Origin of the sequence: Tessaracoccus sp. O5.2 (genome assembly GCF_964266725.1) — a bacterium.
GTDB lineage: Bacteria > Actinomycetota > Actinomycetes > Propionibacteriales > Propionibacteriaceae > Arachnia > Arachnia lapidicapta.
Genome location: NZ_CAXWGV010000008.1, coordinates 26,284 through 49,348, shown reverse-complemented (window position 1 = coordinate 49,348; position 23,065 = coordinate 26,284). Strand labels below are relative to the sequence as shown.

At 70.3% G+C, this 23,065-nt stretch carries 23 protein-coding genes; 13 read left to right on the top strand and 10 right to left on the bottom strand.

Annotated features, from left to right (window positions below):
* The first annotated feature begins 333 nt into the window (after positions 1–333).
* From ACFQPD_RS04940 to ACFQPD_RS04915, 6 genes are all read left to right on the top strand, one after another.
* Complete coding sequence (locus ACFQPD_RS04940; RefSeq protein WP_385899023.1) at positions 334–1,827, top strand: methylmalonyl-CoA carboxytransferase subunit 5S; 1,494 nt, start codon at positions 334–336, stop codon at positions 1,825–1,827.
* 11 nt (positions 1,828–1,838) lie between these two features.
* Positions 1,839–3,395 carry an acyl-CoA carboxylase subunit beta gene (locus tag ACFQPD_RS04935; RefSeq protein WP_385899020.1) on the top strand — a complete coding sequence of 519 codons (1,557 nt, stop codon included), beginning with the start codon at positions 1,839–1,841 and terminating at the stop codon, positions 3,393–3,395.
* An 11-nt stretch (positions 3,396–3,406) separates the two neighbouring features.
* Positions 3,407–3,667, top strand: a complete 261-nt coding sequence (locus ACFQPD_RS04930) for a hypothetical protein (protein ID WP_068751747.1) — start codon at positions 3,407–3,409, stop codon at positions 3,665–3,667.
* Positions 3,668–3,683: 16 nt separating this feature from the next.
* Complete coding sequence (locus ACFQPD_RS04925) at positions 3,684–4,043, top strand: biotin/lipoyl-containing protein (protein WP_385899018.1); 360 nt, start codon at positions 3,684–3,686, stop codon at positions 4,041–4,043.
* 259 nt (positions 4,044–4,302) lie between these two features.
* Complete coding sequence (locus ACFQPD_RS04920; RefSeq protein WP_385899015.1) at positions 4,303–5,466, top strand: iron-containing alcohol dehydrogenase; 1,164 nt, start codon at positions 4,303–4,305, stop codon at positions 5,464–5,466.
* A 21-nt stretch (positions 5,467–5,487) separates the two neighbouring features.
* Positions 5,488–6,222: an SDR family oxidoreductase gene (locus tag ACFQPD_RS04915; protein ID WP_385899012.1), complete on the top strand. Its 735-nt coding sequence runs from the start codon at positions 5,488–5,490 to the stop codon at positions 6,220–6,222.
* Here ACFQPD_RS04915 and ACFQPD_RS04910 read toward each other — a convergent pair.
* The 3 genes from ACFQPD_RS04910 to phoU form a co-directional block, all read right to left on the bottom strand.
* Positions 6,219–7,637 carry an AI-2E family transporter gene (locus tag ACFQPD_RS04910; RefSeq protein WP_385899010.1) on the bottom strand — a complete coding sequence of 473 codons (1,419 nt, stop codon included), beginning with the start codon at positions 7,635–7,637 and terminating at the stop codon, positions 6,219–6,221. The two genes, ACFQPD_RS04915 and ACFQPD_RS04910, sit on opposite strands and share 4 nt — an antisense overlap.
* A 179-nt stretch (positions 7,638–7,816) precedes the next feature.
* Positions 7,817–8,566 carry a phosphoglyceromutase gene (locus ACFQPD_RS04905; RefSeq protein WP_068751533.1) on the bottom strand — a complete coding sequence of 250 codons (750 nt, stop codon included), beginning with the start codon at positions 8,564–8,566 and terminating at the stop codon, positions 7,817–7,819.
* Between the two features lie 19 nt (positions 8,567–8,585).
* Positions 8,586–9,251 carry a phosphate signaling complex protein PhoU gene (gene phoU / locus ACFQPD_RS04900; protein ID WP_385899007.1) on the bottom strand — a complete coding sequence of 222 codons (666 nt, stop codon included), beginning with the start codon at positions 9,249–9,251 and terminating at the stop codon, positions 8,586–8,588.
* A 196-nt stretch (positions 9,252–9,447) separates the two neighbouring features.
* Between phoU and ACFQPD_RS04895 the strand changes: the two genes are divergently transcribed.
* Together ACFQPD_RS04895 and ACFQPD_RS04890 are read left to right on the top strand one after the other, a co-directional pair.
* The gene (locus ACFQPD_RS04895) at positions 9,448–10,611 is read left to right on the top strand and encodes a sensor histidine kinase (protein WP_385899005.1); all 1,164 of its coding nucleotides are present in this window, start codon (positions 9,448–9,450) and stop codon (positions 10,609–10,611) included.
* Positions 10,608–11,285: a response regulator transcription factor gene (locus tag ACFQPD_RS04890; protein ID WP_068751531.1), complete on the top strand. Its 678-nt coding sequence runs from the start codon at positions 10,608–10,610 to the stop codon at positions 11,283–11,285. The genes ACFQPD_RS04895 and ACFQPD_RS04890 overlap by 4 nt, the downstream gene beginning before the upstream one ends.
* Positions 11,286–11,288: 3 nt before the next feature.
* On the opposite strand, the gene ACFQPD_RS04885 is transcribed toward ACFQPD_RS04890, so the two are convergent.
* Positions 11,289–11,780 carry a hypothetical protein gene (locus ACFQPD_RS04885; protein WP_068751530.1) on the bottom strand — a complete coding sequence of 164 codons (492 nt, stop codon included), beginning with the start codon at positions 11,778–11,780 and terminating at the stop codon, positions 11,289–11,291.
* A gap of 167 nt (positions 11,781–11,947) precedes the next feature.
* Here ACFQPD_RS04885 and ACFQPD_RS04880 point away from each other — a divergent pair, with 167 nt between their 5' ends.
* Genes ACFQPD_RS04880 through ispF form a run of 3 tightly spaced genes read left to right on the top strand, consistent with a single transcriptional unit; the run spans position 11,948 to position 13,624 of the window.
* Positions 11,948–12,433, top strand: a complete 486-nt coding sequence (locus ACFQPD_RS04880) for a CarD family transcriptional regulator (protein ID WP_068751529.1) — start codon at positions 11,948–11,950, stop codon at positions 12,431–12,433.
* 10 nt (positions 12,434–12,443) lie between these two features.
* Entirely contained in the window at positions 12,444–13,151 is a 708-nt protein-coding gene (gene ispD, locus ACFQPD_RS04875) for a 2-C-methyl-D-erythritol 4-phosphate cytidylyltransferase (protein ID WP_385899000.1), read from the top strand.
* Positions 13,151–13,624 (top strand): 2-C-methyl-D-erythritol 2,4-cyclodiphosphate synthase, encoded by a 474-nt coding sequence (ispF, locus tag ACFQPD_RS04870; protein ID WP_141680079.1) that lies wholly within the window; start codon positions 13,151–13,153, stop codon positions 13,622–13,624. Before ispD ends, ispF begins: the two co-directional genes overlap by 1 nt.
* A gap of 6 nt (positions 13,625–13,630) precedes the next feature.
* Here ispF and ACFQPD_RS04865 read toward each other — a convergent pair whose 3' ends face one another.
* From ACFQPD_RS04865 to cysS, 3 genes are all read right to left on the bottom strand, one after another.
* Positions 13,631–15,067: a glycine hydroxymethyltransferase gene (locus ACFQPD_RS04865; protein WP_385898997.1), complete on the bottom strand. Its 1,437-nt coding sequence runs from the start codon at positions 15,065–15,067 to the stop codon at positions 13,631–13,633.
* 101 nt (positions 15,068–15,168) lie between these two features.
* Positions 15,169–16,125 carry a 23S rRNA (guanosine(2251)-2'-O)-methyltransferase RlmB gene (gene rlmB, locus ACFQPD_RS04860; RefSeq protein ID WP_385898994.1) on the bottom strand — a complete coding sequence of 319 codons (957 nt, stop codon included), beginning with the start codon at positions 16,123–16,125 and terminating at the stop codon, positions 15,169–15,171.
* A 5-nt stretch (positions 16,126–16,130) separates the two neighbouring features.
* On the bottom strand, positions 16,131–17,576 hold the full coding sequence (gene cysS / locus ACFQPD_RS04855; RefSeq protein ID WP_385899136.1) for a cysteine--tRNA ligase: 1,446 nt from the start codon (positions 17,574–17,576) through the stop codon (positions 16,131–16,133).
* Between the two features lie 154 nt (positions 17,577–17,730).
* On the opposite strand from cysS, the gene ACFQPD_RS04850 reads away from it, so the two are divergent.
* A complete protein-coding gene (locus tag ACFQPD_RS04850; RefSeq protein WP_385898991.1) occupies positions 17,731–18,351 on the top strand; it encodes a class I SAM-dependent methyltransferase in 621 nt (206 codons plus the stop codon).
* On the opposite strand, the gene ACFQPD_RS04845 is transcribed toward ACFQPD_RS04850, so the two are convergent.
* The 3 genes from ACFQPD_RS04845 to ACFQPD_RS04835 form a co-directional block, all read right to left on the bottom strand.
* On the bottom strand, positions 18,348–19,733 hold the full coding sequence (locus ACFQPD_RS04845) for a DUF4032 domain-containing protein (protein WP_385898988.1): 1,386 nt from the start codon (positions 19,731–19,733) through the stop codon (positions 18,348–18,350). The genes ACFQPD_RS04850 and ACFQPD_RS04845 overlap by 4 nt on opposite strands.
* A 10-nt stretch (positions 19,734–19,743) precedes the next feature.
* Positions 19,744–20,904, bottom strand: a complete 1,161-nt coding sequence (gene metB / locus ACFQPD_RS04840; RefSeq protein ID WP_385898985.1) for a cystathionine gamma-synthase — start codon at positions 20,902–20,904, stop codon at positions 19,744–19,746.
* Positions 20,905–20,994: 90 nt separating this feature from the next.
* Positions 20,995–22,086 carry an ABC transporter ATP-binding protein gene (locus ACFQPD_RS04835; protein WP_385898982.1) on the bottom strand — a complete coding sequence of 364 codons (1,092 nt, stop codon included), beginning with the start codon at positions 22,084–22,086 and terminating at the stop codon, positions 20,995–20,997.
* A gap of 214 nt (positions 22,087–22,300) precedes the next feature.
* Here ACFQPD_RS04835 and ACFQPD_RS04830 point away from each other — a divergent pair, with 214 nt between their 5' ends.
* On the top strand, positions 22,301–23,065 hold the full coding sequence (locus ACFQPD_RS04830) for a DedA family protein (RefSeq protein ID WP_385898979.1): 765 nt from the start codon (positions 22,301–22,303) through the stop codon (positions 23,063–23,065).

Below are 23,065 nucleotides of genomic sequence, written 5' to 3'. Positions count from 1 at the left end.
GCACGATCCCGGGCACGATCTGTCGCAGCGGTCGCTGGAGCGCAGTGGCGTCCCCTCGGCCGGTGGCACCTGGGCGCCTGCCTCCGGCGCGTTCGCCTGCCCTGGAGCGCAGGCGACGCGACGGGAGGCAGGCGCGCCGCGACGGAGAGCAGGCGAATTGACCGGAGGCAGGCGACGGTGCCGACGGCAGGCGCCGAGAAAGTGTGCAGGCCCAGGGGCGCGAGGCGGGTGAAACGCGTCGCAGCAAGGGGAGACATGGTACCCGAGGTTGGTCGGACCGATTATCTCGGGGGTGCCGTCTCGGGCGGCCCTGCCCCATGGTTGTATTGCTCCATGACTGCGCGAAAGATCGGCGTAACGGAGCTTGTTCTCCGGGACGCGCATCAGAGTTTGCTGGCTACCCGCATGGCCATGGAGGACATGGTCGCTGCGTGTGAGGACATCGACCAGGCCGGGTACTGGTCCGTCGAGTGCTGGGGCGGTGCGACGTTCGACTCCTGCATCCGCTTCCTCAACGAGGACCCCTGGAAGCGGCTGCGGACCTTCCGCGAGCTCATGCCCAACTCCCGGCTGCAGATGCTGCTGCGCGGGCAGAACCTGCTGGGCTACCGCCACTACGAGGACATGGTCGTCGAGAAGTTCGTGGAGAAGTCCGCCGAGAACGGCATGGATGTCTTCCGTGTCTTCGATGCCCTCAACGACCCCCGCAACATGGCCCACGCGATGGCCGCCGTCAAGAAGGTCGGCAAGCACGCGCAGGGCACCATCTGCTACACTATCTCCCCGGTCCACACCGTCGAGGGCTACATCAAGCTCGCCGGTCAGCTCATCGACATGGGCGCCGAGTCCATCGCGCTGAAGGACATGGCCGCCCTGCTCCAGCCGCAGCCCGCGTACGACATCGTCCGCGGTATCAAGGAGACCTACGGCGACATCCAGATCAACGTGCACTGCCACTCGACGACCGGCGTCACGCTCGTCTCGCTGATGAAGGCGATCGAGGCCGGCGCCGACGTCGTCGACGCGGCGATCTCGTCGATGTCGCTGGGCCCGGGCCACAACCCCACCGAGTCGCTCGTCGCGATGCTCGAGGGCACGGAGTACACCACGGACCTCGACATGGACCGGCTGATCAAGATCCGCGACCACTTCGCCACCGTGCGGCCGAAGTACAAGGAGTTCGAGTCCGCCACCCTGGTCGACACCGACATCTTCTCCTCGCAGATCCCCGGCGGCATGCTGTCGAACATGGAGTCGCAGCTGCGCGCCCAGGGAGCGGGCGACCGCATCCGCGAAGTCATGGAGGAGGTGCCGCGGGTCAAGGCCGACGCCGGCCACCCGCCGCTGGTCACCCCGTCGTCGCAGATCGTCGGCACCCAGGCCGTCTTCAACGTGCTCATGGGCCGCTACAAGGTCATGACCGGCGAGTTCGCCGACCTCATGCTCGGCTACTACGGCGAGTGTCTCGGAGAGCGCAACCCCGAGGTCGTCGAGCTGGCGCAGAAGCAGGCGAAGAAAGACATCATCACGGCCCGCCCGGCTGACTACCTCAAGCCCGAATGGGACGAGCTCGTCAAGCAGGCCTCGGCACTCGAGGGCTTCGACGGCTCCGAGGAGGACGTGCTGACCAACGCCATGTTCCCGGGTGTGGCGCCCGCATTCTTCAAGACCCGCGACGAGGGCCCCAAGTCCGTCGCCAAGACGCCGAAGCAGATGGAGTCCGAGAAGCAGGCCTCCGGTGCGAAGCAGCAGGGCATCACGGGTCCCATCAAGTACAAGGTGACGCTCGCCGGCCGCGAGCACCACGTCGCCGTCGAGCCAGTCTGAGGAGCCAGCTGATGCCCAAGGAACACACCATGGCCGAGCGCCTCGAGCAGCTCGCCGAGAAGCGCGCCCACATCCACGCCGGTGGCGGCGAGGACAAGCTGCAGAAGCACCGCGACAAGGGGAAGCTGACGGCGCGGGAGCGGATCTCCGCCCTCGTCGACCAGGGCTCCTTCCAGGAGACCGGCGCCTTCCGACGTAACCGCACCACCACCTTCGGGATGGACAAGGCCGACATGCCCGCCGACGGCGTGGTCACCGGCTCCGGCTACGTGCTGGGCCGTCCGGTCCACCTCGCGAGCCAGGACTTCACCGTCATGGGCGGCTCCGCGGGTGAGGCGCACTCCATCAAGGTCACCGAGACCCTGAAGGCGTCGCTGACGACCGGCACCCCGTTCGTCTTCATCAACGATTCGGGCGGCGCCCGCGTCCAGGAGGGCATCGACTCCCTCTCGGGCTACGGCAAGGTCTTCTACGCCAACGTGCTGCTGTCGGGCGCGGTGCCGCAGATCTCGATCATCTCCGGCCCCTGCGCGGGTGGCGCGGCGTACTCCCCGGCGCTGACGGACTTCATCATCCAGACCCGCAAGGCCCACATGTTCATCACGGGCCCCGGCGTCATCAAGCAGGTGACCGGTGAGGATGTCTCGCAGGACGAGCTGGGCGGCGCTGACGCGCACATGGCCCGCTCCGGCGTCGTGCACTTCGTGGCCGACGACGACGAGCAGGCGATCCTCATCGCCAAGAAGCTGTTGAGCTTCCTGCCGCAGAACAACACGGAGGACGCCCCGATCGTCGATCCCGACGACGTGGTGGAGCCCAACTCGAAGCTGCGCGAGATCCTGCCGGCCGACGGCCGCAAGGGCTACGACGTCCGCGACGTCATCCTGGAGATCGTCGACCACGCCGACTTCCTCGAGGTGCAGGCCGGCTGGGCGAAGAACATCGTCATCGGCTTCGGGCGCATCGTGGGCCGCACCATCGGCATCATCGCGAACCAGCCGAGCGTCATGTCGGGCGTGCTCGACATCGACTCGTCGGACAAGGCATCGAAGTTCATCCGGTTCTGCAACGCCTTCAACATTCCGGTGGTCAACCTCGTCGACGTCCCCGGCTTCCTGCCCGGCGTCGCCCAGGAGCACAACGGCATCATCCGCCACGGCGCCAAGATGCTGTACGCCTACTCCGCCGCGACCGTCCCGAAGATCACCGTGGTGCTGCGCAAGGCCTACGGCGGCGCATACCTCGCGATGTGCTCGAAGGACCTGGGCGCTGACAAGGTGTTCGCGTGGCCGACGGCGGAGATCGCGGTCATGGGCGCGGAGGGTGCGGCCAACGTCGTGTTCCGTCGCGAGATCGAGTCCGCTGAGGACAAGAACGCGCGCCGCGCCGAGCTGGTGGAGGAGTACCGGGAGACGTTCTCAACGCCGTACATGGCCGCGAGCCGTGGCCTGGTCGACGACATCATCGACCCGGCCGACACCCGCCGCGAGATCGCCATGGCGCTCGAACTGCTCATCGGCAAGCGCGAGATCCGTCCCGCCAAGAAGCACGGCCTCGGCCCGACGTGATCGGCACCACGATGGAAGACACCACGCTGCAGGAACTGCGCGACGCCGTCGCTGCGCTCACGGAACAGGTCGCGGTCCTCGAGGCCAGGGTGGCCTCGCTGGAGGACTGCCGGGCGATCCCGGAGGCCGACCTCGTGGCCATCGGTGCCGCGGTGGCGGCGTACTTCGGCCACAAGGCCAAGGTGCGCGCCATCCGCTACGGATCGCAGACCCGGTGGGCCGCCGCGTCGCGGGCCCGCGTCCACGACCGGTCCGTCCCCCACGTCCGCTGAGTACAGGAGAACTGATATGAAACTCAAGGTCACCGTCAACGAGACCGAGTACGAGATCGACGTCGAGGTCGAGGAGGAGGAGCGCCAGGGTCTGGGGCCGGTCATCATCGGCGTGAACGCCGGTGCGAACCCGATCCCGACGAAGGCGTCCGTCTCCGCCGTCAGCTCGAACGCCGTCGTCGCGCCGCTGGCCGGATCCGTCGCGCGGATCCTGGTCAAGGAGGGCGACGAGATCGAGGCCGGGCAGGTGCTGCTGATCCTCGAGGCCATGAAGATGGAGACCGAGATCACCGCCCCCGCGGCGGGCACGGTTTCGGCCATCCTCGTCGCCCCTGGCGACGCGGTCCAGGGTGGCCAGGCGCTCATCGAGCTCTGACCACCGCAGTCACTCATCCGACGAGCCCCGGGGTGCAGCCGCACTCCGGGGCTCGTTCGCATCCCCCGTCCCCGCCCCCGCAATTCCTCCCGCCCCACCCAGCACGACACGCCGTCGAACTGGCACCTCGACGCCTCTGCCGCGGCCGAGGTGTGAGCGGGCCTGTCATTCGTGCTGGTTGACTGACTGACTCACGACGCGATCGGCCCTTCGTACGCTCCCGCCTACGGAGGGCCGATCGCTTTGGCAAGCTGGACCCATGACCGAGTTCACCTTCGCCACCGCCACGTCGATTCGGTTCGGGGTGGGGGTGTCGGCCGAGCTGCCCCACCACTCCCGACGGTTGGGGGAGCGCCCGTTCCTCGTCACGGGCCGCAACAGGCACCGGCACGCGGAGGTGCTCCGCGACATCTCGGAGGTCGGCTCCTTCGCGCTCACCGGTGAGCCCAGCTTCGACGATGCCCGCACCGCCGTCGCCGCCGCGAGGAAGGCCGGGGCGGACCACATCATCGGCATCGGAGGCGGGGCGGTCCTGGACCTCGCGAAGGCGGTGGCGGCGCTGACCGCCGGCGACACCGACCCGATGGACCACGCCGAGGTGATCGGCGCCGGCCACCCGCTGCCGCGCGCCTCCCTGCCGTTCATCGCGCTCCCCACCACGTCGGGCACGGGGTCGGAGGTCACCGCCAATGCGGTCCTCGCCAGCCACGAGCACAAGGTGAAGGTGTCGCTGCGTGGGCCGTCGATGCTCGCGACCGTCGCGCTCGTCGACCCCGCCCTCACCGTCTCCTGCCCCCGCCTCGTCACGGCGCAGTCGGGCATGGACGCCCTCACCCAGTGCCTCGAACCGCTGACGTCGCGGATGGCGAACCCGCTGGTCGACGCCCTCGCGACGTCTGGCCTCCGCGCAGCCGCGAGGGGCCTCGCGCGGGCCGTCGACGAGGGGGAGGACCTCGAGGCCCGCACGGACATGGCCTACTGCTCGCTCATGGGCGGGTTGTCGCTGGCCAACGCCAAGCTCGGCGCGGTCCACGGCCTGGCGGGCGTGCTGGGCGGGACGATCGGCGCTCCGCACGGCGCGATCTGCGCAGCCCTCCTGCAGCCCGTGACGTCGGCGAACCTGCGGGCGATGGCGGAGCGGGAGCCGGACAACCCCGCCGTCGGGAAGTACGCCGTGGCGGCCGAGACGCTCACCGGCGAGCCCCTGTCGGACCGGTCACCCGAAGGGATCCGGCGTGCCCTCGACGTGTGGATCGGCGCCCTCGCCGACGCCCTGCGCGTGCCTGGGCTGGCGGAGCTGGGCCTCTCTCCGGCCGATCACGGCGCGGTCGTCGCCGCCGCGATGAAGGCCAGCTCGATGAAGGGCAACCCGATCGTCCTCACCGCGGACGAGTTGCGGGGAGTCCTCCGCGACGCCTCGTGACGGCCCCCTAGAGTGGCTGTCATGACGACAGCAGTGGTGACCGGCGCGAGCTCCGGGATCGGCGCGGCGACGGCCAAGCTCCTCGCCGCCCAGGGGTATCGCGTGATCTGCGCGGCGCGGCGCGCCGACCGCATCAGGGCGTTGGCCGAGGAGATCGACGGCGTAGCGATCGAGTGCGACATCACCAGCGACGACGACGTGGCCCGCCTCGCCGTCGCCGTCGGAGGCTCGCTGGACGTCCTCGTCAACAACGCGGGCGGCGCCCTCGGTCTCGAACCCGTCGCGGAGGCGGACCTCGACGCGTGGTCGACGATGGTGCAGACGAACCTGCTCGGCACGACGCGGGTCACCAAGGCGCTGCTCCCTGCCCTCGTCGAGGCCCGGGGGGTCATGGTGTTCGTGACGTCGACGGCCGCCGACTCCGGCTACGAGGGCGGCGCCGGATACTGCGCCGCAAAGGCGGCGGAGCGGGCCGTCGTAGAGTCGCTGAGGCTGGAGCTCTACGACCAGCCCGTGCGTATCACCGAGATCTGCCCGGGGATGGTGCGCACCGACGAGTTCGCCCTCACCCGCTTCGAAGGCGACGAGGAGAAGGCCGCCGCGGTCTACCGCGGGGTGCCCGACCCGCTGACCGCCGAGGACGTCGCGGACGCGATCGTGTGGATGGCGACGCGCCCGGCGCACGTGAACATCGACCGCCTCACCATCCGCCCGCGCGCGCAGGCCGCCCAACACAAGGTCCATCGCGAGAGCTAGGGCCGACGGCGCCGCATCCGGTCCAGCCACGACGGCGAGGCTTCCGTCAGGTGTCCCTGAGCCTTCAGCGCGGCGTCCTCCGCCGCGCCCTCAGCGCCCTGCCGGCTGCCGCGGAGCCGCACTAGCGCCCGGAAGAACTGGGCCGCCTTCTCCGACTCGCTCGCGACGACCCGGCCGTCGGCGGTGGCCCACTCGATCTCGTCCGCGGACCGCTCCCCGGTACGCAGGTCGATGAGGTCGCCCAGGTAACGGAAGACCACCGCCAGCGCGGCGGCCACGGGGACCGCGAGGAACGCGCCGATGATCCCGAACCACACACCACCGAGGAGTACGGAGAGCAGGACGACGACGGGGTGCAGCTTCATCACCCTGGACTGCAGCATCGGCTGAAGGACGTTGCCCTCCAGCTGCTGCACCAGGATGATGAGGCCCAGCACGAGCAGGGCGGTGGTGAAGCCGTTCGAGACCATCGCGACCAGGACTGCCACGGCACCGGCGGTCACGGCGCCGACCATGGGGATGAAACCGGCCATGAAGGTGATGATGGCCAGGGGGAACGCCAGCGGAACCCCCAGCAGCACCAGGCCGAAGCCGATGAAGACAGCGTCGACGAAGCTGACGATCGCCTGCGTGCGGATGTAGCCGGAGACGGTGGCCCACAGCCGGGTCAGCAGCTCGGTGGCGTGGAAGCCGGCCCGGCGGCCGACCACGCGTCGGGTCCAGGGCAGGAAGCCGGCCCCGTCCTTGAGGAAGAAGAACGACAGGACGAGCATGAGCAGCAGGGTCAGCACGACGTTGCCGACGCTGCCGCCGAAGCTGAGGGCCTGCGAGAGGATGTCGCCGCTGCGCGACTGCAGGTAGTCGAGCCCCTGGGTGATCCATTCGTCGAGCTGCTCGTCGCGGAGGTTCAGCGGCGGCCCGGCGGCCCACTCCTGGAGGCGGCGCACACCCTGCACTGTCTGCGAGGACAGCGTCGGCCATTGGGAGGCGACGCTGGGTGCGATGATCGCGATGAGGCCGGCCAGGATGCTGACACCGCCCAGGAGTGCCAGCGCGGCTCCGAGCGCGTAGGGAAGGCCGGCCCGTTTCATGGCGGCGGTCGCCGGCCACAGGACGGAGGTCAGCAGCAGGGCGAGGACGACGGGGAGGATGCCGTCCCAGAACTTCGTGAACGTCCAGCCGAGCGCGGCCAGCGCCAGCGCGATGAGGATGAACCGACCGGCCCACATCGCCAACCAGCGGCCGCCTGCACCGATGACATCGGCCCGGTCGACGGGCTCCGCGGGATCCGGGGCCGGCAGGCCAACCATCGGGGACGACGCGTCTGGCTCGGCAGCCGGGCGTTCGGTGTCGGCGACGGGGCCGACGGCGTCGATGTCGGCGTCCGGGGTCCCTGTGGGATCGTCCTGGGGCACGCGGTCCTCCTCCGCTCCGGCGGCAGCCCGTGCGGGTGCCGTCCTAGCGTTCAGCGTAGCGGGAGGGGGAGGCGGGGGGGGGGGGGGGCGGCCCCCCCCCCCCCNCCGGGGGGGGGGCCGTCATTGCGTTCTGGGTTGGGGGTGGGGGTGGGGGGGGCGCCGTACGGCGCCCCCACGACTCAGCGTTTGCCCTGGTTCTTGACGGCCTCGATGGACGCGGCAGCCGCCTCCGGATCGAGGTAGCGACCGCCGGGGGTCACCGGCTTGAAGTCCTCGTCGAGCTCGTAGTACAGCGGGATGCCCGTGGGGATGTTCAGACCGGCGATGGCGTCGTCGGAGATCCCGTCGAGGTGCTTGACCAGCGCGCGCAGCGAGTTACCGTGCGCGGTGATCAGCACCGTCTTGCCCTCGGCCAGGTCCGGCACGATGTGCGCCTCCCAGTACGGCAGCAGGCGCGCGACGACGTCCTTGAGGCACTCGGTGCGGGGACGGTCAGCCTCAGGGATGTCGGCGTAGCGGGGATCGTGGTGCTGCGAGAACTCGTCGTCGACGTCAATCGCCGGCGGCGGGGTGTCGTAGCTGCGGCGCCAGAGCATGAACTGCTCTTCGCCGTACTGCTCCAGGGTCTGGGCCTTGTCCTTGCCCTGCAGCGCGCCGTAGTGGCGCTCGTTGAGCCGCCAGTTGCGCTTGACGGGGATCCAGTGCCGGTCGCAGCCGTCGAGGGCGAGATAGGCCGTGTGGATGGCGCGGCGCAGCAACGAGGTGTGCAGGATGTCCGGGAGGAGACCCTCCTTCGCCAGCAGCCCGGCGGCGGCCTTGCCCTCCGCGATGCCCTTCTCGTTGATGTCCACGTCCACCCAGCCGGTGAACAGGTTCTTGGCGTTCCACTCGCTCTCGCCGTGGCGGAGCAGAATCAACTTCGCGGTCATGGGCCACACCCTACAGGTGTCAGGCGTTGGGCCAGTCCTCACCCTCGGGCACCTGCCCGGTGATGATGTAGATGACCCGGCGACCCACGGCGACGGCGTGGTCGGCGAAGCGCTCGAAGTACCGCCCGAGCAGCGCGACATCGACCGCGCCCTCGATGCTGATGTCCGAGTTGTCGCCCAGCAGCATGGTGAACTGCTCGCGGCGCAGGAGGTCCATCCGCTCGTCGATGGCCACCAGCTGCTCGGCGCCCTTGGCGTCGCGTTCCTGCAGTGAGACGCGCGCGAGGCGCACGATCTCGATGGCGATCGCGGCCATCTCGCGGAAGCTCTCCTCGAAGCGCGTGGGCACCGCCGGGCTCGGGTAGCGCAGCCGCGCGATCTTGGCGACGTGGACCGCCAGGTCACCCATCCGCGCGAGCTCGAACACCACGCGGATCGCCGAGACGATGATCCGGAGCTCGCCGGCGACGGGGGCCTGCAGGGCGAGGAGCGAGAGGCACTTGTACTCCATCTCCTCGTGCATCTTGTCGAGCTGCACGTCGTTGGAGATGACGGACTCGGCGCGCGTCAGGTCGGCCGTCAGCAGCGATTCCGCGCCTTCGCGGATCGCCACCTCGACGAGCTCAGCCATGTGGACTAGGCGGTCGAGGATGGAGTCGAGCTCCTCGTGGTAGCTGGTACGCATGCTCGCGTTCTCCTTGTGCTCGGGTCGAGGTCGAGTCTAGCCCGGAGGCATGACTTAGCCGACCATAGCCACGCCCGCTAGCGGGGCGTATCGGGCGGGTGAACCGACGGTGAACGCACTGTGAAGTCTGGGGTCGCTGCCGACGGTGGCGCGCGCGGCAGGGTGAATGTCGACGGTGGGGTTCTAGGATGGCGGCATGCATCCAGCCCTCGCCGGTCTCATCGGCGCCGGCGTCGCCCTCGCGTGCTGCCTCTTCGTCTACGCGCTCGTGCGTGGCAAGCACGACTGGCGCCGGCTGGAGGCGCAGCGGATGGCGGACAAGGCGTCGCGCGAGCTGCACGACGCGCTGCATACGCTGCAGTCGGGGGCCCTGTTGGTGGGTCCGCATGACGAGATCCTCGTGGTCAACGAGCCCGGGGTCGCCCTGGGTCTGGCGCGCGGGAGCCGCGTCGGGTTCGCCGACCTGCTCGAGAAGGTGCGCGAGGTGAGGGCGGCGCAGCAGCCCTACCGCGGCCCCGTGCTGCGGGAGTTTCACCCCGGCGAGGACAAGCTGGAGCTGACCAGCCGGATCACCCCGATGGTCGACGGGAACGTCCTGGTGATCGCGGACGACGAGTCCTCGCAGAAGCGGGTCGAGGCGGTCCGGCGTGACTTCGTCGCCAACATCTCCCACGAGCTGAAGACGCCCATCGGCGCCATCTCGGTGCTCGCGGAGGCCGTCGACGCCGCCAAGGATGACCCGGAGGCCGTCGAGCGCTTCGTGCGCCGCATGCAGCTCGAGACGTCGCGCCTGGCCGAGCTGGTCAATCAGATCATCGACCTGTCGCGGCTGCAGTCGACGGACCCGCTGCTCAACCACGACGTCGTGGACGTCGCCGAGGTCGTCACCGAGGCCATCTCGAGGTCGCAGGAGCGGGCCAACCAGCGGGGTGTCACCCTCATGCTGGCGCGCACGGCCGACGCGCGGGTGATGGGGGACCGGTGGCAGCTCGCGGACGCGGTCACCAACCTCGTGCAGAACGCCATCAACTACTCCGACGAACGCGCCCGCGTGACGCTGAGCATCATGACCGTGACGGCCGACGGGGACATGTTCGTGGAGATCAAGGTCTCCGACAACGGGATCGGCATCAAGCCAGAAGACCAGGAGCGCATCTTCGAGCGCTTCTACCGCGTCGACTACGGGCGCTCCCGGCAGAGCGGCGGCACCGGCCTGGGCCTGTCGATCGTCCGCCACATCGCCGTCGCGCACGGCGGCACGGTGCGGGTATGGTCCCGCCCGGGGCAGGGATCGACGTTCACGCTGCGGCTCCCCGCGTATCTCGGCCCAGCACACGACACCGACGAGGAGACCAGGTGACCCGCATCCTGATCATCGAGGACGAGGACTCATACCGCGACGCCACGAGCTTCATGCTCGCCAAGGAGGGATTCGACGTCGTCACCGCCGCCGACGGCGCGGAGGGGCTCGCCGAGTACGACCGGAACGGCGCGGACCTGGTCCTGCTCGACCTCATGATGCCCGGCATCCCGGGTGTGGAGGTGTGCCGGCAGCTGCGGGCGCGCGGCAACGTGGCGATCGTCATGGTCACGGCCCGGGACTCCGAGGTCGACAAGGTGGTGGGCCTCGAGATCGGCGCCGACGACTACGTCACCAAGCCGTTCAGCCATCGCGAGCTGGTGGCGCGCATCCGCGCCGTCCTCCGCCGCGGCCAGGATCAGGTGCTGCTGCCCGACGTCGTCGAGGTGGGCGGCGTCCGCATCGACGTCGAACGGCACCAGGTCAGCGTCGACGGCGTGGAGGTGCGGTTCGCGCTGCGCGAGTTCGAGTTGCTGGAGCTGCTGCTGCGGAACGCGGGCCGAGTGATGACCCGCGGACAGCTCATCGACCGGATCTGGGGCAGCGACTACGTCGGCGACACCAAGACCCTGGACGTCCACATCAAGCGGCTCCGGGCCAAGATCGAGCGCGACCCCTCGGCTCCCGAGCGGCTCATCACCGTGCGGGGACTCGGCTACAAGTACGAGGGCTGACCCTCAGGCGGACGCCTCATCCCACGCAGCCGCGAAGTCCGGGTGCTCCGCCGACATCACGGGCGCGAGCAGCGAGATGCGTCGCCCGTCCTCCAGCACGACGGCGACCTCGGCCAGCCGGCCCACGAGCAGCTCCGAGCTGTTGAAGCGCGTCTCGGCGCCGTCGAGGATCACGGTCTTGCCCTTCGCGATGCTGGCCTCGAACGGGACGGCGTTGAGCTCGCCGTAGGAGCCGTCCTCCTTCTCGGCCGCGTACCCGAGCCCGACGACCTCGGCCGCCTCGTCGCGTGACGCGATGGCGCCGAGGATCATGCCGGTGCCCTCGCCGTCGGTGACCACGAGCATGTTGCGCAGCTTGATGCCGCCGTCGTCCTTCTGCACGCCGGCGGCCGGGGGCGCTTCGTACTGCCACTGCCCGGCGGTGCAGCCGCTGAGAGAGACGGCGAGCGCGGCGGCGGCGACGATCGCCGCGGTGCGGCGCAGGGGCTTGCTCATGGGTCCTCCGGCTGTGGGGGCGTTGGGCTAGGGCACATCCTAACCGGATCCGGGGCGCTTCTACCACGGAGCTTCCGCGCGTGGGCCCGGGGGGTGGATTAACAGGCGGCTCTGGGCTGGTAGAGGGTGCCCTGCTAGACTGTGGGGAGCGAAAGGGGTTGCAAGGTATGACTTTTTCGATCGGTGAGACGGTGGTGTACCCCAATCATGGGACGGCTGTCATCGAGGACATCGAGAACAAGACCATCAAGGGCGAGGACCGGCTGTACCTCGTCCTCCGCGTGATCGGACAGAACGACCTGAAGATCAGTGTTCCGGCAAGCAACCTCGACCTCGTGGGCGTCCGTGACGTCGTCGATGCCGACGGCTTGGAGCGCGTGTTCTCCGTGCTGCGCGCGGAGCACACCGAGGAGCCGGCCAACTGGTCGCGCCGGTTCAAGGCCAACATGGAGAAGCTGCACTCGGGCAACGTGATCAAGGTGTCGGAGGTCGTGCGCGACCTGTGGCGCCGTGACCGCGACAAGGGGCTGTCTGCGGGCGAGAAACGGATGCTGGCGAAGGCCCGCTCCATCCTCGTCGCGGAGCTCGCTCTCGCGGAGCGCATCGAGGAGGACAAGGCGGAAGTGATGCTGGACGAGGTTCTCGCGTCGTAGACTCCGCCCCGTGATCCAACACGAAGTACCGGTCGTCGCCGTTGTGGTGGCGGCCGGTTCTGGTTCCCGGCTCGGCGCGGCCGTGCCCAAGGCCCTGGTCCCGCTGGGCGGGGTGCCGCTCGTCCGCCGAGCGGTGGACGCGCTGGTCGCCGGCGGCGCCCAGGCCATCGTCGTCACCGTGCCCGCGGAGCGCGCGGCCGAGGTCGAGGACGCCCTCGACGGCGTGGCGGCCCCGGTGCGGTGTGTCCCCGGCGGCGCGACCCGGCAGGAGTCCGTGCGCATCGGCCTCAGTGAGCTGGGCGCCGCCGACGACGCCATCGTCCTCGTGCACGACGCGGCGCGCGCCCTCATTCCCCCCGACGTGGTGTCCGCGGTCGCGGCCGCGGTGCGTACCAGCGGCGAGGCCGTGGTTCCGGTCCTCCCCGTCGTGGACTCGATCCGCGAGGTCGGGGAGCATTCGTCCCGCGTGGTGGACCGCGGGCGGCTGCGGTCCGTGCAGACGCCCCAGGGCGCCCGCATGTGGCAGCTGCGGGCCGCGCACGACCGGATCGCGGCCGACGGCGTCGAGGTCACCGACGACGCCGCCGCGTGCGAGTACGTCGGCATCCCCGTCACGCTCGTGGCGGGCCACCGCGACGCCATGAAGATCACCGAACCGGTCGACCTGATCCTGGCCGAGGCGCTGCTCGCCCATCGGACCGCAGGGGCCCGGCCATGATGCGGGTGGGCATGGGGACCGACGTCCACCGGCTCCAACCCGGGGTCGCGATGTGGGTCGCCGGACTGCACTTCCCCGACGAGCCGGCGGGCCTGGCCGGGCACTCCGACGGCGACGTCGCCGCCCACGCCGCCTGCGACGCGCTGCTCAGCGCCGCCGGTCTGGGAGATCTCGGCAGCAACTACGGGACGGCCGAGCCCGAGTGGGCGGGCGCCTCCGGCGTCGCCTTCCTCGCGGAGACCGCCCGCCGCGTACGGGCCGCCGGCCTCGAGATCGGCAACGTGGCGATCCAGGTGATCGGCAACCGACCCAAGCTCGCCGCCCGCCGCGCCGAAGCCGAGCGGGTCCTCAGCGACGCCGTCGGCGCCCCCGTGACGCTGGGGGCCACCACCACCGACGGGCTCGGGCTGACGGGACGCGGAGAGGGGGTCGCGGCGACGGCCGTGGCCCTCGTCGTCGACCCCCTCTCCTGAGTCCGCTCAGACCTCGAAACCGGGGTACAGCGGGTGCAGGTTGAGCAGGCGCTCCGCCTCGGCGAGCGACCGGCTGCGGGCGTCGTCGGTGAGCTCGTACTTGGCCTTGCTGGGCTGACCGGCCGCCGTCGTCGTGGGCGTGGTGGCCGTCAGGACCCCCGCGATCATGTCCGCGACCGCGTCCATGTCCGATGGCGTGAAGCCGCGCGACGTCAGCGCGGGCGTGCCCAGGCGGACTCCGGTGGTGTACCACGCGCCGTTGGGGTCGTTCGGGACGGCGTTGCGGTTGGTGACGATGCCCGAATCCAGCAGCGCCGCCTCGGCCTGCCGGCCGGTGAGCCCGAAGGAGCGCACGTCCATGAGCACGATGTGGTTGTCCGTGCCGCCCGTGACCAGGCTCACGCCGCGGCGCAGGAGGCCCTCGGCCAGCGCCTTGGCGTTGTCGGCGACGGTCGCGGCGTACGTGCGGAACTCGGCGGTCCGGGCCTCGGCGAGCGCGACCGCCTTGGCGGCCATGACGTGCGACAGCGGGCCGCCGAGCACCAGCGGGCAGCCGCGGTCGACCGAGGGGGCGAACTCCTCGGTGGCCAGCACCATGCCGCCGCGGGGGCCGCGGAGGGACTTGTGCGTGGTGGTCGTGACGACGTGCGCGTGAGGCACCGGGTCCTCGTCGCCGGTGAACACCTTGCCGGCCACGAGGCCCGCGAAGTGCGCCATGTCGACCATCAGGACGGCGCCCACCTCGTCGGCGATCTCGCGCATCTTCGCGAAGTTCACACGACGCGGGTACGCGGAGTAGCCGGCCACCAGGATGAGCGGCTTGAACTCGCGAGCCTGGGCGGCGAGGGCGTCGTAGTCCAGCAGCTGCGTCTCGGGGTCGGTGCCGTAGGAGCGCTGGTGGAACATCTTGCCCGACACGTTGGGGCGGAAGCCGTGCGTGAGGTGACCGCCGGCATCCAGCGACATGCCCAGGAGACGCTGGTCGCCGAAGCGGTGCCGCAGCGTCTCCCAGTCCGCCTCACTCAGCTCCGCGACGCCCTTGGCGCCGAACTCGGCGAGCGCGGGCGACTCGATCTTGTGGGCCAGGATCGCCCAGTAGGCGGTGAGGTTCGCGTCGATGCCCGAGTGGGGCTGGACGTAGGCGTACTCCGCGCCGAACAGCTCGCGGGCGTGCTCAGCGGCGACCGCCTCGACGGTGTCAACGTTCTGGCATCCCGCGTAGAAGCGGTGACCGACGGTGCCCTCGGCGTACTTGTCGCTGAGCCAGGTACCCATCGTGGCCAGGACGGGGAGGCTGGCGTAGTTCTCGGACGCGATGAGCTTCAGCGATGCGCGCTGATCGGCGAGTTCCTGGCGCGTCGCCTGGGCGATGCGCGGCTCCACCTGCTCGATCATGCCCAGCAGCGTCCGGTAGGCCGACGAGATCGACTCGAGATCGCTCACAGTTCTCCTTGGGGTGCGGGTGTGGTGGCACCCAATCTAGTCCTCCGGCGCCACCGGGGCACTCCCGGCCCCGCGCGCTGGACGCCGCCGCTGCGCCCGCGTCACTCTCCCGTCGGGAGGCCGGCGCGCTGCTGCGTCACCTCGTACAAGGCCACGGCGGCCGCGACGGAGGCGTTGAGTGACTCGACGTCGCTCGCGATCGGAATGGACACCAGAGCGTCGCAGTGTTCGCGGACCAGCCGCGCGAGGCCCTCATCCTCCGAGCCCACGACGATGACCAGAGGGCCGTCGATGCCCGGGGCTCCCGACACCGGCACCTCGCCCTCGCCGGCCAGCCCGACGAGGGTGAAGCCCATCTTCGAGGCCTGCTCGAGCGCCCGGTTGAGGTTCGTCGCCATCGCGATCGGCAGCCTGGCCGCAGCGCCCGCGGACGTCTTCCAGGCGGCGGCCGTCATCGACGCCGAACGCCGTGCGGGGATGATGATGCCCTGCGCGCCGAAGGCCGCGGCGGAACGCACGATCGCGCCGAGGTTCCGTGGGTCCGTGATGCCGTCCAGCGCGACGACGATGCCGTCGACATCCGCCGCATCGGCCAGGATGTCTTCCGCGTCGGCGTACTCGTAGGCGGGCAGCTGCACCGCGACGCCCTGGTGGACGAGCCCCCCGGTCACGCGGTCGAGCTCGCCGCGCGTCACCTGCAGCAGCGGCAGGCCGTGTTCGGCGGCGAACTTGAGGATGTCGCGGAGCCGGTCGTCGCGCTCGGCGCCCTCGGCCACGTAGGCCTGCTTGATGGGCAGGCCCGCAGCCAGGGCCTCGTAGACGGGGTTGCGGCCGACGATCCAGTCGGCGCCGGCCATGGTCTTGCCCGGCCGCTTCGGGGCGGTTTGCTGTCGCTTCGCGGCTGCCTGCTTCGCCTTGTAGGCCTTGTGGTAGGTGCGGTCCTCGGCCTTGGGCGTCGGGCCGCGGCCCTCCAGGGACCGCTTGATCCGGCCGCCGGATCCGGCCGCCTTGTTCTTCCCCTTGCGGGTCGCGCCGCGGCGCTGGGAGTTGCCTGCCATGGGTGTTACCTCTTCTCCAGGCTCCACCGGGGGCCGGTGGGGGTGTCGGTGATCGTGAGGCCGAGGTCGGCCAGGGTGTCGCGGATCGCGTCGGCGGCGGCCCAGTCCTTCGCTTCGCGGGCCTTGGCCCGCTGCTGAAGGAGGGCGCCGACGAGGCCGTCGACGACGGGGGTGAGGTCCGAGCCGGCGGACTGCCCGGCCCATTCGGGGGCGTCCGGATGGATGCCGAACACGTCGAGCATCGCGGCGACGGCCCCTCCCAGGAGTCCGGCCCGTGCGACGTCGCTGTCGGCGATGGCCTGGTTGCCGGCGCGGATCGCGTCGAACAGCGCCGCGACTGCCGCCGGGGTGCTGAGGTCGTCGTCCATCGCGGCGGCGAACGCGCCGTACTGCTCGACCGCCGCGGCATCGGCGGTGCCGACGCCGTCGGCCACGAGGGCGAGTGAGCGCTCGACGAACGAGTCGATCCGCTGGATGGCCTTCTCGGCCTCGGCCAGCGAGCCGCGGGTCTCGTCGTCGGCGGGGGAGAACTCGATGGTGGACCGGTAGTGCGGCGCCAGCAGGAAGAAGCGAACGGCGCGCGGGTCGTAGGTCCTGGTCACCTCGGACACCAGTGCGGTGTTGCCGAGGGACTTGCTCATCTTCTCGCCGGCCATGGTCACCCAGGCGTTGTGCATCCAGTAGCGCGCGAACCCCTTGCCAGCGGCGGCGGACTGGGCCAGCTCGTTCTCGTGGTGCGGGAAGCGCAGATCGACGCCGCCGCCGTGGATGTCGAAGGTGTCGCCGAGGTACTTGCCCGCCATGGCCGAGCACTCGAGGTGCCATCCGGGCCGGCCACGGCCCCACGGCGAGGGCCACGAGGCGGTGAGCGGTTCGCCCTCCTTGTGCCCCTTCCAGAGGGCGAAGTCGCGGGGGTCGCGCTTCCCTCGCGGATCGGCGTCTGCGGCGGGCTCCATCTCGTCGACCTTCTGGCCGCTCAACTCGCCGTAGCGGGGCCAGGACTTCACGTCGAAGTAGACGTCTCCCGAGCCGTCGGGGGCCGCGTAGGCGTGACCGCGCTCGATCAGGGCCTGCGTCAGCTCGAGCATCTCCGGGATGTGACCCGTGGCGCGGGGCTCGTACGTGGGGGGCTTGCAGCCGAGTGCGGCGTACGCGTCGTGCAGCTCACGCTCGTACCGGTAGGCGTGGGCGAACCACTCGACGCCCGCCTCCGCGGACTTGGCGAGGATCTTGTCGTCGATGTCGGTGACGCTGGCGACGACCGTGACTTCGAGGCCTTTGTGCTCCAGCCAGCGGCGCAGGACGTCGAACACGACCTCCTTGCGGATGTGCCCGAGGTGCGGCGACGCCTGGACGGTGAGCCCGCAGTGGTAGATCGAGACGGCGCCGTCGCGGAGTGGCACGAAGTCCCGCACGGAGCGGGTCGCGGTGTCATAGAGCTTGAGCGTCACAGTGGGCGAGTCTACCGGCCCGGCGTCTGCCCCCGCCCCGTTGAGCCTGAGCCAGGTGTCGACGGGGATGTGAACGATCAAATCGCCCATGTGCCTCGTCGAGTCCGGTGGCAGGCTCATCCGGAAGGGGCCCGGGGTGGTGTCTACTGGGGGCATGACCACTGCACGGGAGGCACGGCTCAGGCGCCACTGGGACGAGGAGGCCGAGGGGTTCGACCGTCACATCGCGCCGCTGGAGCGCCGGTTCCTCGCCGCGAGCCGGGAGTGGGTCGCCGACCGCGCGCGGGGCGACGTCCTCGAGGTCGCCGTCGGGACCGGGCTCAACCTGCCGCACTACCGCGACGGCGTGCGGCTGACCGCCGTCGACCTCAGCCACGGCATGCTCGACGTCGCGCGCCAGAAGACGGAAGCCTCCGAGCGTCCCATCGCGTTCGCCGTCGGCGACGGGCAACGACTGCCGTTCCCGGACCGGTCGTTCGACGCCGTGGTGTGCACCTTTTCGCTGTGCGGATTCATCGACCACGAACGCGGGGTCTCCGAGATGGCCCGGGTGCTCCGACCCGGCGGTGCGCTCCTGCTCGCCGACCACGTCGGGTCCACGAACCCCCTGCTCCGAGCGGCCCAGTGGGCGCTGGAGGCGGTGACCATCCCGCTGCAGGGCGAACACTTCACGCGCAGGCCGCGCCTCGCCGTCGAGCGGCTGGGGTTGGAGGTCGTCGCAGCGGAGCGGCTGCACCGCGGCCTGATCGAGCGGGTCCACGCCCGCCGGCCCTAGGACGAGCGGCGGGCCTCCTTGGCCGCGGCCTTCGCGCGCAGGGCGGCGATGTCGAAGCCGGCCATGACCGGGACCTCCGGGTCGTTGGCCTCGTCCTCCCACGGGTCGTACGGCTTCTCCTCGTTGTCGTCGACGTAGCCGTGGGAGGGGTCGTACTTGTTCGCGAGCTCGGCGCCGACCGGGTCGACGTTGACCATCTCCTCGTCGGGCAGCTGCGTGAGGACCTCGTGGATGTAGCCCGTGACCGCCTCGTCCGTCGGCACCTCGCGGTTCTCGCGCTGAGACTGGTACCAGCGGTAGTCGAGCACCTCGTGGAAGAACTGGGCGGCGTCGCGCTTGGCCCGCAGATCAGCCGGGATCCGGTTGACGGCAGGCTCGAAGACCTCCACGAGCCACTTGTGGGCGGCCACCGATTCGGGGGCGCCCGGGGCGTACTTGGCCCGGAACGTGTCCATGTCGTTGAGCAGACGACGGGCCTGGTGTTCCTCGGCGTCGAGCCCGGTCAGGCGCATGAGGCGACGGGTGTGGTGGCCCGCCTCGACGACCTTGGGCCGCATCTTGATGGTGCGCCCGTCCGGGGAGGCGTCGACGTCGATCTCCGCGACGTCGAAGCCCAGCGCGTTGAGCCGGCGCACGCGCCCCTCGAGGCGGTACATCTCCGAGCCGTCGAACTCCTCGACGCCGGTCAGCTCGGACCACAGCTGGTGGTAGCGGTCCTCGATGGTGGCGACCAGCCACTTCGGGTCGAGCGAGGCGTCCAGGATTCCGCCCGCCTCGAGGTCGAGGAACTCCCCGTAGAGGTTGGTGCGCGCGATCTGAAGATCGTGGGCGCGCTGGCCGTCGGTGAGCGTGTCGTGCAGCTCGCCCGTCTCGGCGTCGACGAGGTAGGCCGCGAACTCGCCTGCGTCACGCCGGAACAGGATGTTCGACAGCGATACGTCGCCCCAGTAGAACCCCGTCAGGTGCAGGCGCGCTAACAGCGCCACCATGGCGTCCAGGAGCCGGTTGACGGTCTCGTGCTTCACGCCCGAGTAGAACAGTGAGCGGTACGGCAGGGAGAACGGCAGGTGCCGGGTCAAGAGGATGGGGTCCAGGGGATCGCCGTCGACGTCGACGCGGCCGAGCACGACGCCCACCGGCTCCACTGAGGGCACGCCGAGCCGCTTCAGTTCGGTGAGGAGGCGGTACTCGTGCACCGCGACCTCCTCGAGGATCTCCTTGGCAGCCAGGATATCCTCGCCGACTGCGAGGAAGCGCACCACGTGCCGGGAGATGCCGCGGGGCAGCGCCACGAGGTGCTGGGTGGGCCAGTCCGCCAGCGGGACTTGCCACGGGAGCTGGAGCAGCTCCGCGGTGGGCTTGGCAGCGAGGAACCTGGGCACGGCCCCGAGTCTACTGGCCGGCGCGCTCCAGCGCCTCGGCCACGACGGCCACCAGGTCGTCGACCGCCTCTACGCCGACGCTGAACCGCAGCAGCCCGCCGCCGATGCCCGCGGCGGCCCGCGCCTCGGGGGTCATGCCGGCGTGCGTCATCGTCTCGGGATGACAGACCAGGGACTCGACGCCGCCCAGCGACTCCGCCAGGTGGAAGATCTGCAGCCCGTCGAGGAAGCGGCGCACGGCGTCGACCCCGCCCGCGAGGTCGACGGAGACCAGCGAGCCGAATCCCGTCTGCTGCCGCGTGGCGACGGCGTGGCCCGGGTGCGTCGGCAGGCCGGGATAGTGGAGCGCCGCCACGGCGGGGTGTCCCGTCATCAGGTCGACGAGGGCCGCGGTGTTGGCCGTATGGACCCGCATGCGGGCGTCCAGGGTGCGCAGGCCGCGCAGGGTGAGGTAGGCGTCGAACGGGCTGGACGTCAGGCCCAGCGCGTTGGCCCACAGCCGCAGGCGCTCGTGCACCTCCGGGTCGGCGGCGATCGCGACGCCGCCCACGACGTCGGAGTGCCCGTTGATGAACTTGGTCGTCGAGTGGACGACGATGTCGACCCCGTGCTCGAGCGGACGCTGGAACAGCGGAGACAGGAACGTGTTGTCGGCCGCCACGAGCGCGCCGACGGCGTGGGCCCGCTCCGCGGTGGCCGCCAGGTCGGTGATGCGCAGCAGCGGGTTCGACGGGGTCTCGATCCACACCAGCGAGGGGGAGCGGTCGAGCGCGGCGGAGAAGGCCGCCTCGTCGTTGACGTCGACGAACTCGACGTCGAAGCGGCCCTGCGCGGCCAAGAAAGTGAACAGGCGCCAGGTGCCGCCGTAAGCGTCGTGCTGGACGACGACGCGGCCGCCGGCGGGCACGAACGCCTCGGCGACCAGCGTGATGGCGGCCAGGCCCGTCGCCACCGTGGTGGCTCCGGCTCCGCCCTCGAGCGTGGCGAGAGCCTCGTTGAGCAGGTCCCGGGTCGGGTTCCCCGACCGGGTGTAGTCGTACTCACGGGGGGCGTCGTAGCCCTCGAACGTGAAGTTGGTGCTCAGGTACAACGGCGGCACGACGGCCCCGTAGGCGCGGTCGGTCCCCAGCCCCGCGCGCATGCCGCGCGTCCAGCGTCCCAGTTCAGCCATCACTCGAGTCCTCCCGTGGTCGAGGTCACAAAATAGTGGAGCCCCGGCGAACCGGGGCTCCACGTCTTGCGCTGTTTCGCTATCAGATGATCAGGAGAGGCGATCTCCGGTCTTGTTGCTGAAGACGTGCACCTGATCGGCCGGGACGGCGAGGCGCACGACCTGACCCTTGTGGGGGGCGGTGCGAGCGCCGACACGGGCGACGAACTGCTGCGCGCCGACGATCTCGTCGGCGTGCATGCCCGCCAGCGTGCCGTACAGGTACGAGTCCGCACCCAGTTCCTCGACGACGGCGATGTCCAGGCCGATGCCCTCGTCCGCGACGCGGAAGGCCTCGGGCCGGATGCCGACGGTGAGGGTGTCCTCGCCCTCGGCCTTGGCCAGGGTCTCACGCGGGATCTGGACGACGTAGTCGCCCACCTGCACGCCGTTCTCCACGCGCTTGCCGGAGATGAGGTTCATGGCGGGGGAGCCGATGAAGCCGGCGACGAAGAGGTTCTTCGGGGCGTCGTAGAGCGCCAGCGGGGTGTCGACCTGCTGCAGGACGCCGTCCTTCATGACCGCGACGCGGTCACCCATCGTCATGGCCTCGACCTGGTCGTGGGTCACGTAGACGGTGGTGACGCCCAGGCGCTGCTGCAGAGCGGCGATCTGGGTACGCGTGGAGACGCGGAGCTTGGCGTCCAGGTTCGACAGCGGCTCATCCATGAGGAAGACCTGCGGCTGGCGGACGATGGCGCGGCCCATGGCGACGCGCTGACGCTGGCCACCGGAGAGGGCCTTGGGCTTGCGGTTGAGGAAGTCCTCGAGGCCCAGCAGGTGCGCGGCCTCCTTCACTCGCTTCTCCCGCTCGGCCTTCGGCACGTTCTGCATCTTCAGGGCGAAGCCCATGTTGTCCGCAACGGTCATGTGCGGGTACAGGGCGTAGTTCTGGAAGACCATCGCGATGTCGCGGTCCTTGGGCGGCAGGTCGGTCACGTCGCGGTCGCCGATGTAGATCGAGCCGGAGTTGACCTCTTCGAGGCCGGCCAGCATGCGCAGCGACGTGGACTTGCCACAGCCGGAGGGGCCGACCAGCACCATGAACTCGCCGTCCTCGATCTCGAGGTTCAGCTTGTTGACGGCGGGGCGCTCGGAACCGGGATAGATGCGCGAGGCATCCCGGTAGCTAACAGTGGCCATGAGCCATTTCCTTTCCACGGGCAGGTACGTGCCCGACGATCCGTAGTGGATAGGAACCTGGTATTCAGGTGTTCCTGGTCAGTGACTTTACACCGGCAGGGTCCGGTTGCCACAGCCGGGGCCCACGGACTGGAACACCCGCCCGAGGTCGTGGGAGTCCCCCTCGGCGCGCGTCTGGGCCGGAAACCCGTCGTCACGTAGCATTCGACGGGTGATGGACGAGCAGCGCCGGGGCGTCGAACCCGACCCGGACGAGGTGCCCTCCGCGGCGGACGACACCCCCAGCGAGGCCGAGCGCCCCTGGTGGGACAGCGAGGGCATGCCGTGGCGCAAGGAACCGGGGCGTGCCGACATCGCCTGCCTGACCTGGTTCGGCGTCATCGGCGTCGTGAGCCTCATCCTGCTGCCGACGCGCGCCTGGTTCATGGCGACCGCGCCGGACTGGCTCGCCATGCTCACCGGGGGACGCACGTCGGTGGCGGCCACGGGTGCGCTGGCCTCCGTCGGGCAGATCCCGCACTGGCCCATCGTGCTGGTGGTGGCCTCGGTCCTCAGCCTCAAGTTCGACTGGGTCTATTGGTGGGCCGGCAAGCTGTGGGGCAGGGGCATGATCGAGGTCTGGTCTGGTCAGTCCAAGCGTGCGGCCCGCAACTACGCGATCGCGGAGCGCTGGGCCGAGCGCCTCGGACCCCTGGGGTTCATGCTCGCGTACGTGCCCGTGCCCCTGCCGCTGATGCCGGTGGTGTTCGTGCTGGCCGGCGCCTCGGGGATGAGCCTCAAGCGGTTCCTGCTCTACGACTACATCGCCTCCACCCTGTGGCTGATCGGCTTCTTCCTGCTCGGGTGGCGGGTGGGCGAGGCCGCCGTGGCGCTGCTCGAGATGTACGCGAAGGTCGCCGGCTACGTCGCGATCGGCCTCATCATCGCCATCGTCATCACGACGTACGCGAACCAGATCCGGAAGGCGCGCGCGTCCTGA

Bases quoted from the DNA above. Each gene is read 5' to 3' on its own strand.
- ACFQPD_RS04940 (WP_385899023.1), top strand. From the start codon at position 334: ATGACTGCGCGAAAGATCGGCGTAACGGAGCTTGTTCTCCGGGACGCG.
- ACFQPD_RS04935 (WP_385899020.1), top strand. From the start codon at position 1,839: ATGCCCAAGGAACACACCATGGCCGAGCGCCTCGAGCAGCTCGCCGAG.
- ACFQPD_RS04930 (WP_068751747.1), top strand. From the start codon at position 3,407: ATGGAAGACACCACGCTGCAGGAACTGCGCGACGCCGTCGCTGCGCTC.
- ACFQPD_RS04925 (WP_385899018.1), top strand. From the start codon at position 3,684: ATGAAACTCAAGGTCACCGTCAACGAGACCGAGTACGAGATCGACGTC.
- ACFQPD_RS04920 (WP_385899015.1), top strand. From the start codon at position 4,303: ATGACCGAGTTCACCTTCGCCACCGCCACGTCGATTCGGTTCGGGGTG.
- ACFQPD_RS04915 (WP_385899012.1), top strand. From the start codon at position 5,488: ATGACGACAGCAGTGGTGACCGGCGCGAGCTCCGGGATCGGCGCGGCG.
- ACFQPD_RS04905 (WP_068751533.1), bottom strand. From the start codon at position 8,566: ATGACCGCGAAGTTGATTCTGCTCCGCCACGGCGAGAGCGAGTGGAAC.
- phoU (WP_385899007.1), bottom strand. From the start codon at position 9,251: ATGCGTACCAGCTACCACGAGGAGCTCGACTCCATCCTCGACCGCCTA.
- ACFQPD_RS04895 (WP_385899005.1), top strand. From the start codon at position 9,448: ATGCATCCAGCCCTCGCCGGTCTCATCGGCGCCGGCGTCGCCCTCGCG.
- ACFQPD_RS04885 (WP_068751530.1), bottom strand. From the start codon at position 11,780: ATGAGCAAGCCCCTGCGCCGCACCGCGGCGATCGTCGCCGCCGCCGCG.
- ACFQPD_RS04880 (WP_068751529.1), top strand. From the start codon at position 11,948: ATGACTTTTTCGATCGGTGAGACGGTGGTGTACCCCAATCATGGGACG.
- ispF (WP_141680079.1), top strand. From the start codon at position 13,151: ATGCGGGTGGGCATGGGGACCGACGTCCACCGGCTCCAACCCGGGGTC.
- rlmB (WP_385898994.1), bottom strand. From the start codon at position 16,125: ATGGCAGGCAACTCCCAGCGCCGCGGCGCGACCCGCAAGGGGAAGAAC.
- ACFQPD_RS04850 (WP_385898991.1), top strand. From the start codon at position 17,731: ATGACCACTGCACGGGAGGCACGGCTCAGGCGCCACTGGGACGAGGAG.
- metB (WP_385898985.1), bottom strand. From the start codon at position 20,904: ATGGCTGAACTGGGACGCTGGACGCGCGGCATGCGCGCGGGGCTGGGG.
- ACFQPD_RS04835 (WP_385898982.1), bottom strand. From the start codon at position 22,086: ATGGCCACTGTTAGCTACCGGGATGCCTCGCGCATCTATCCCGGTTCC.
- ACFQPD_RS04830 (WP_385898979.1), top strand. From the start codon at position 22,301: ATGGACGAGCAGCGCCGGGGCGTCGAACCCGACCCGGACGAGGTGCCC.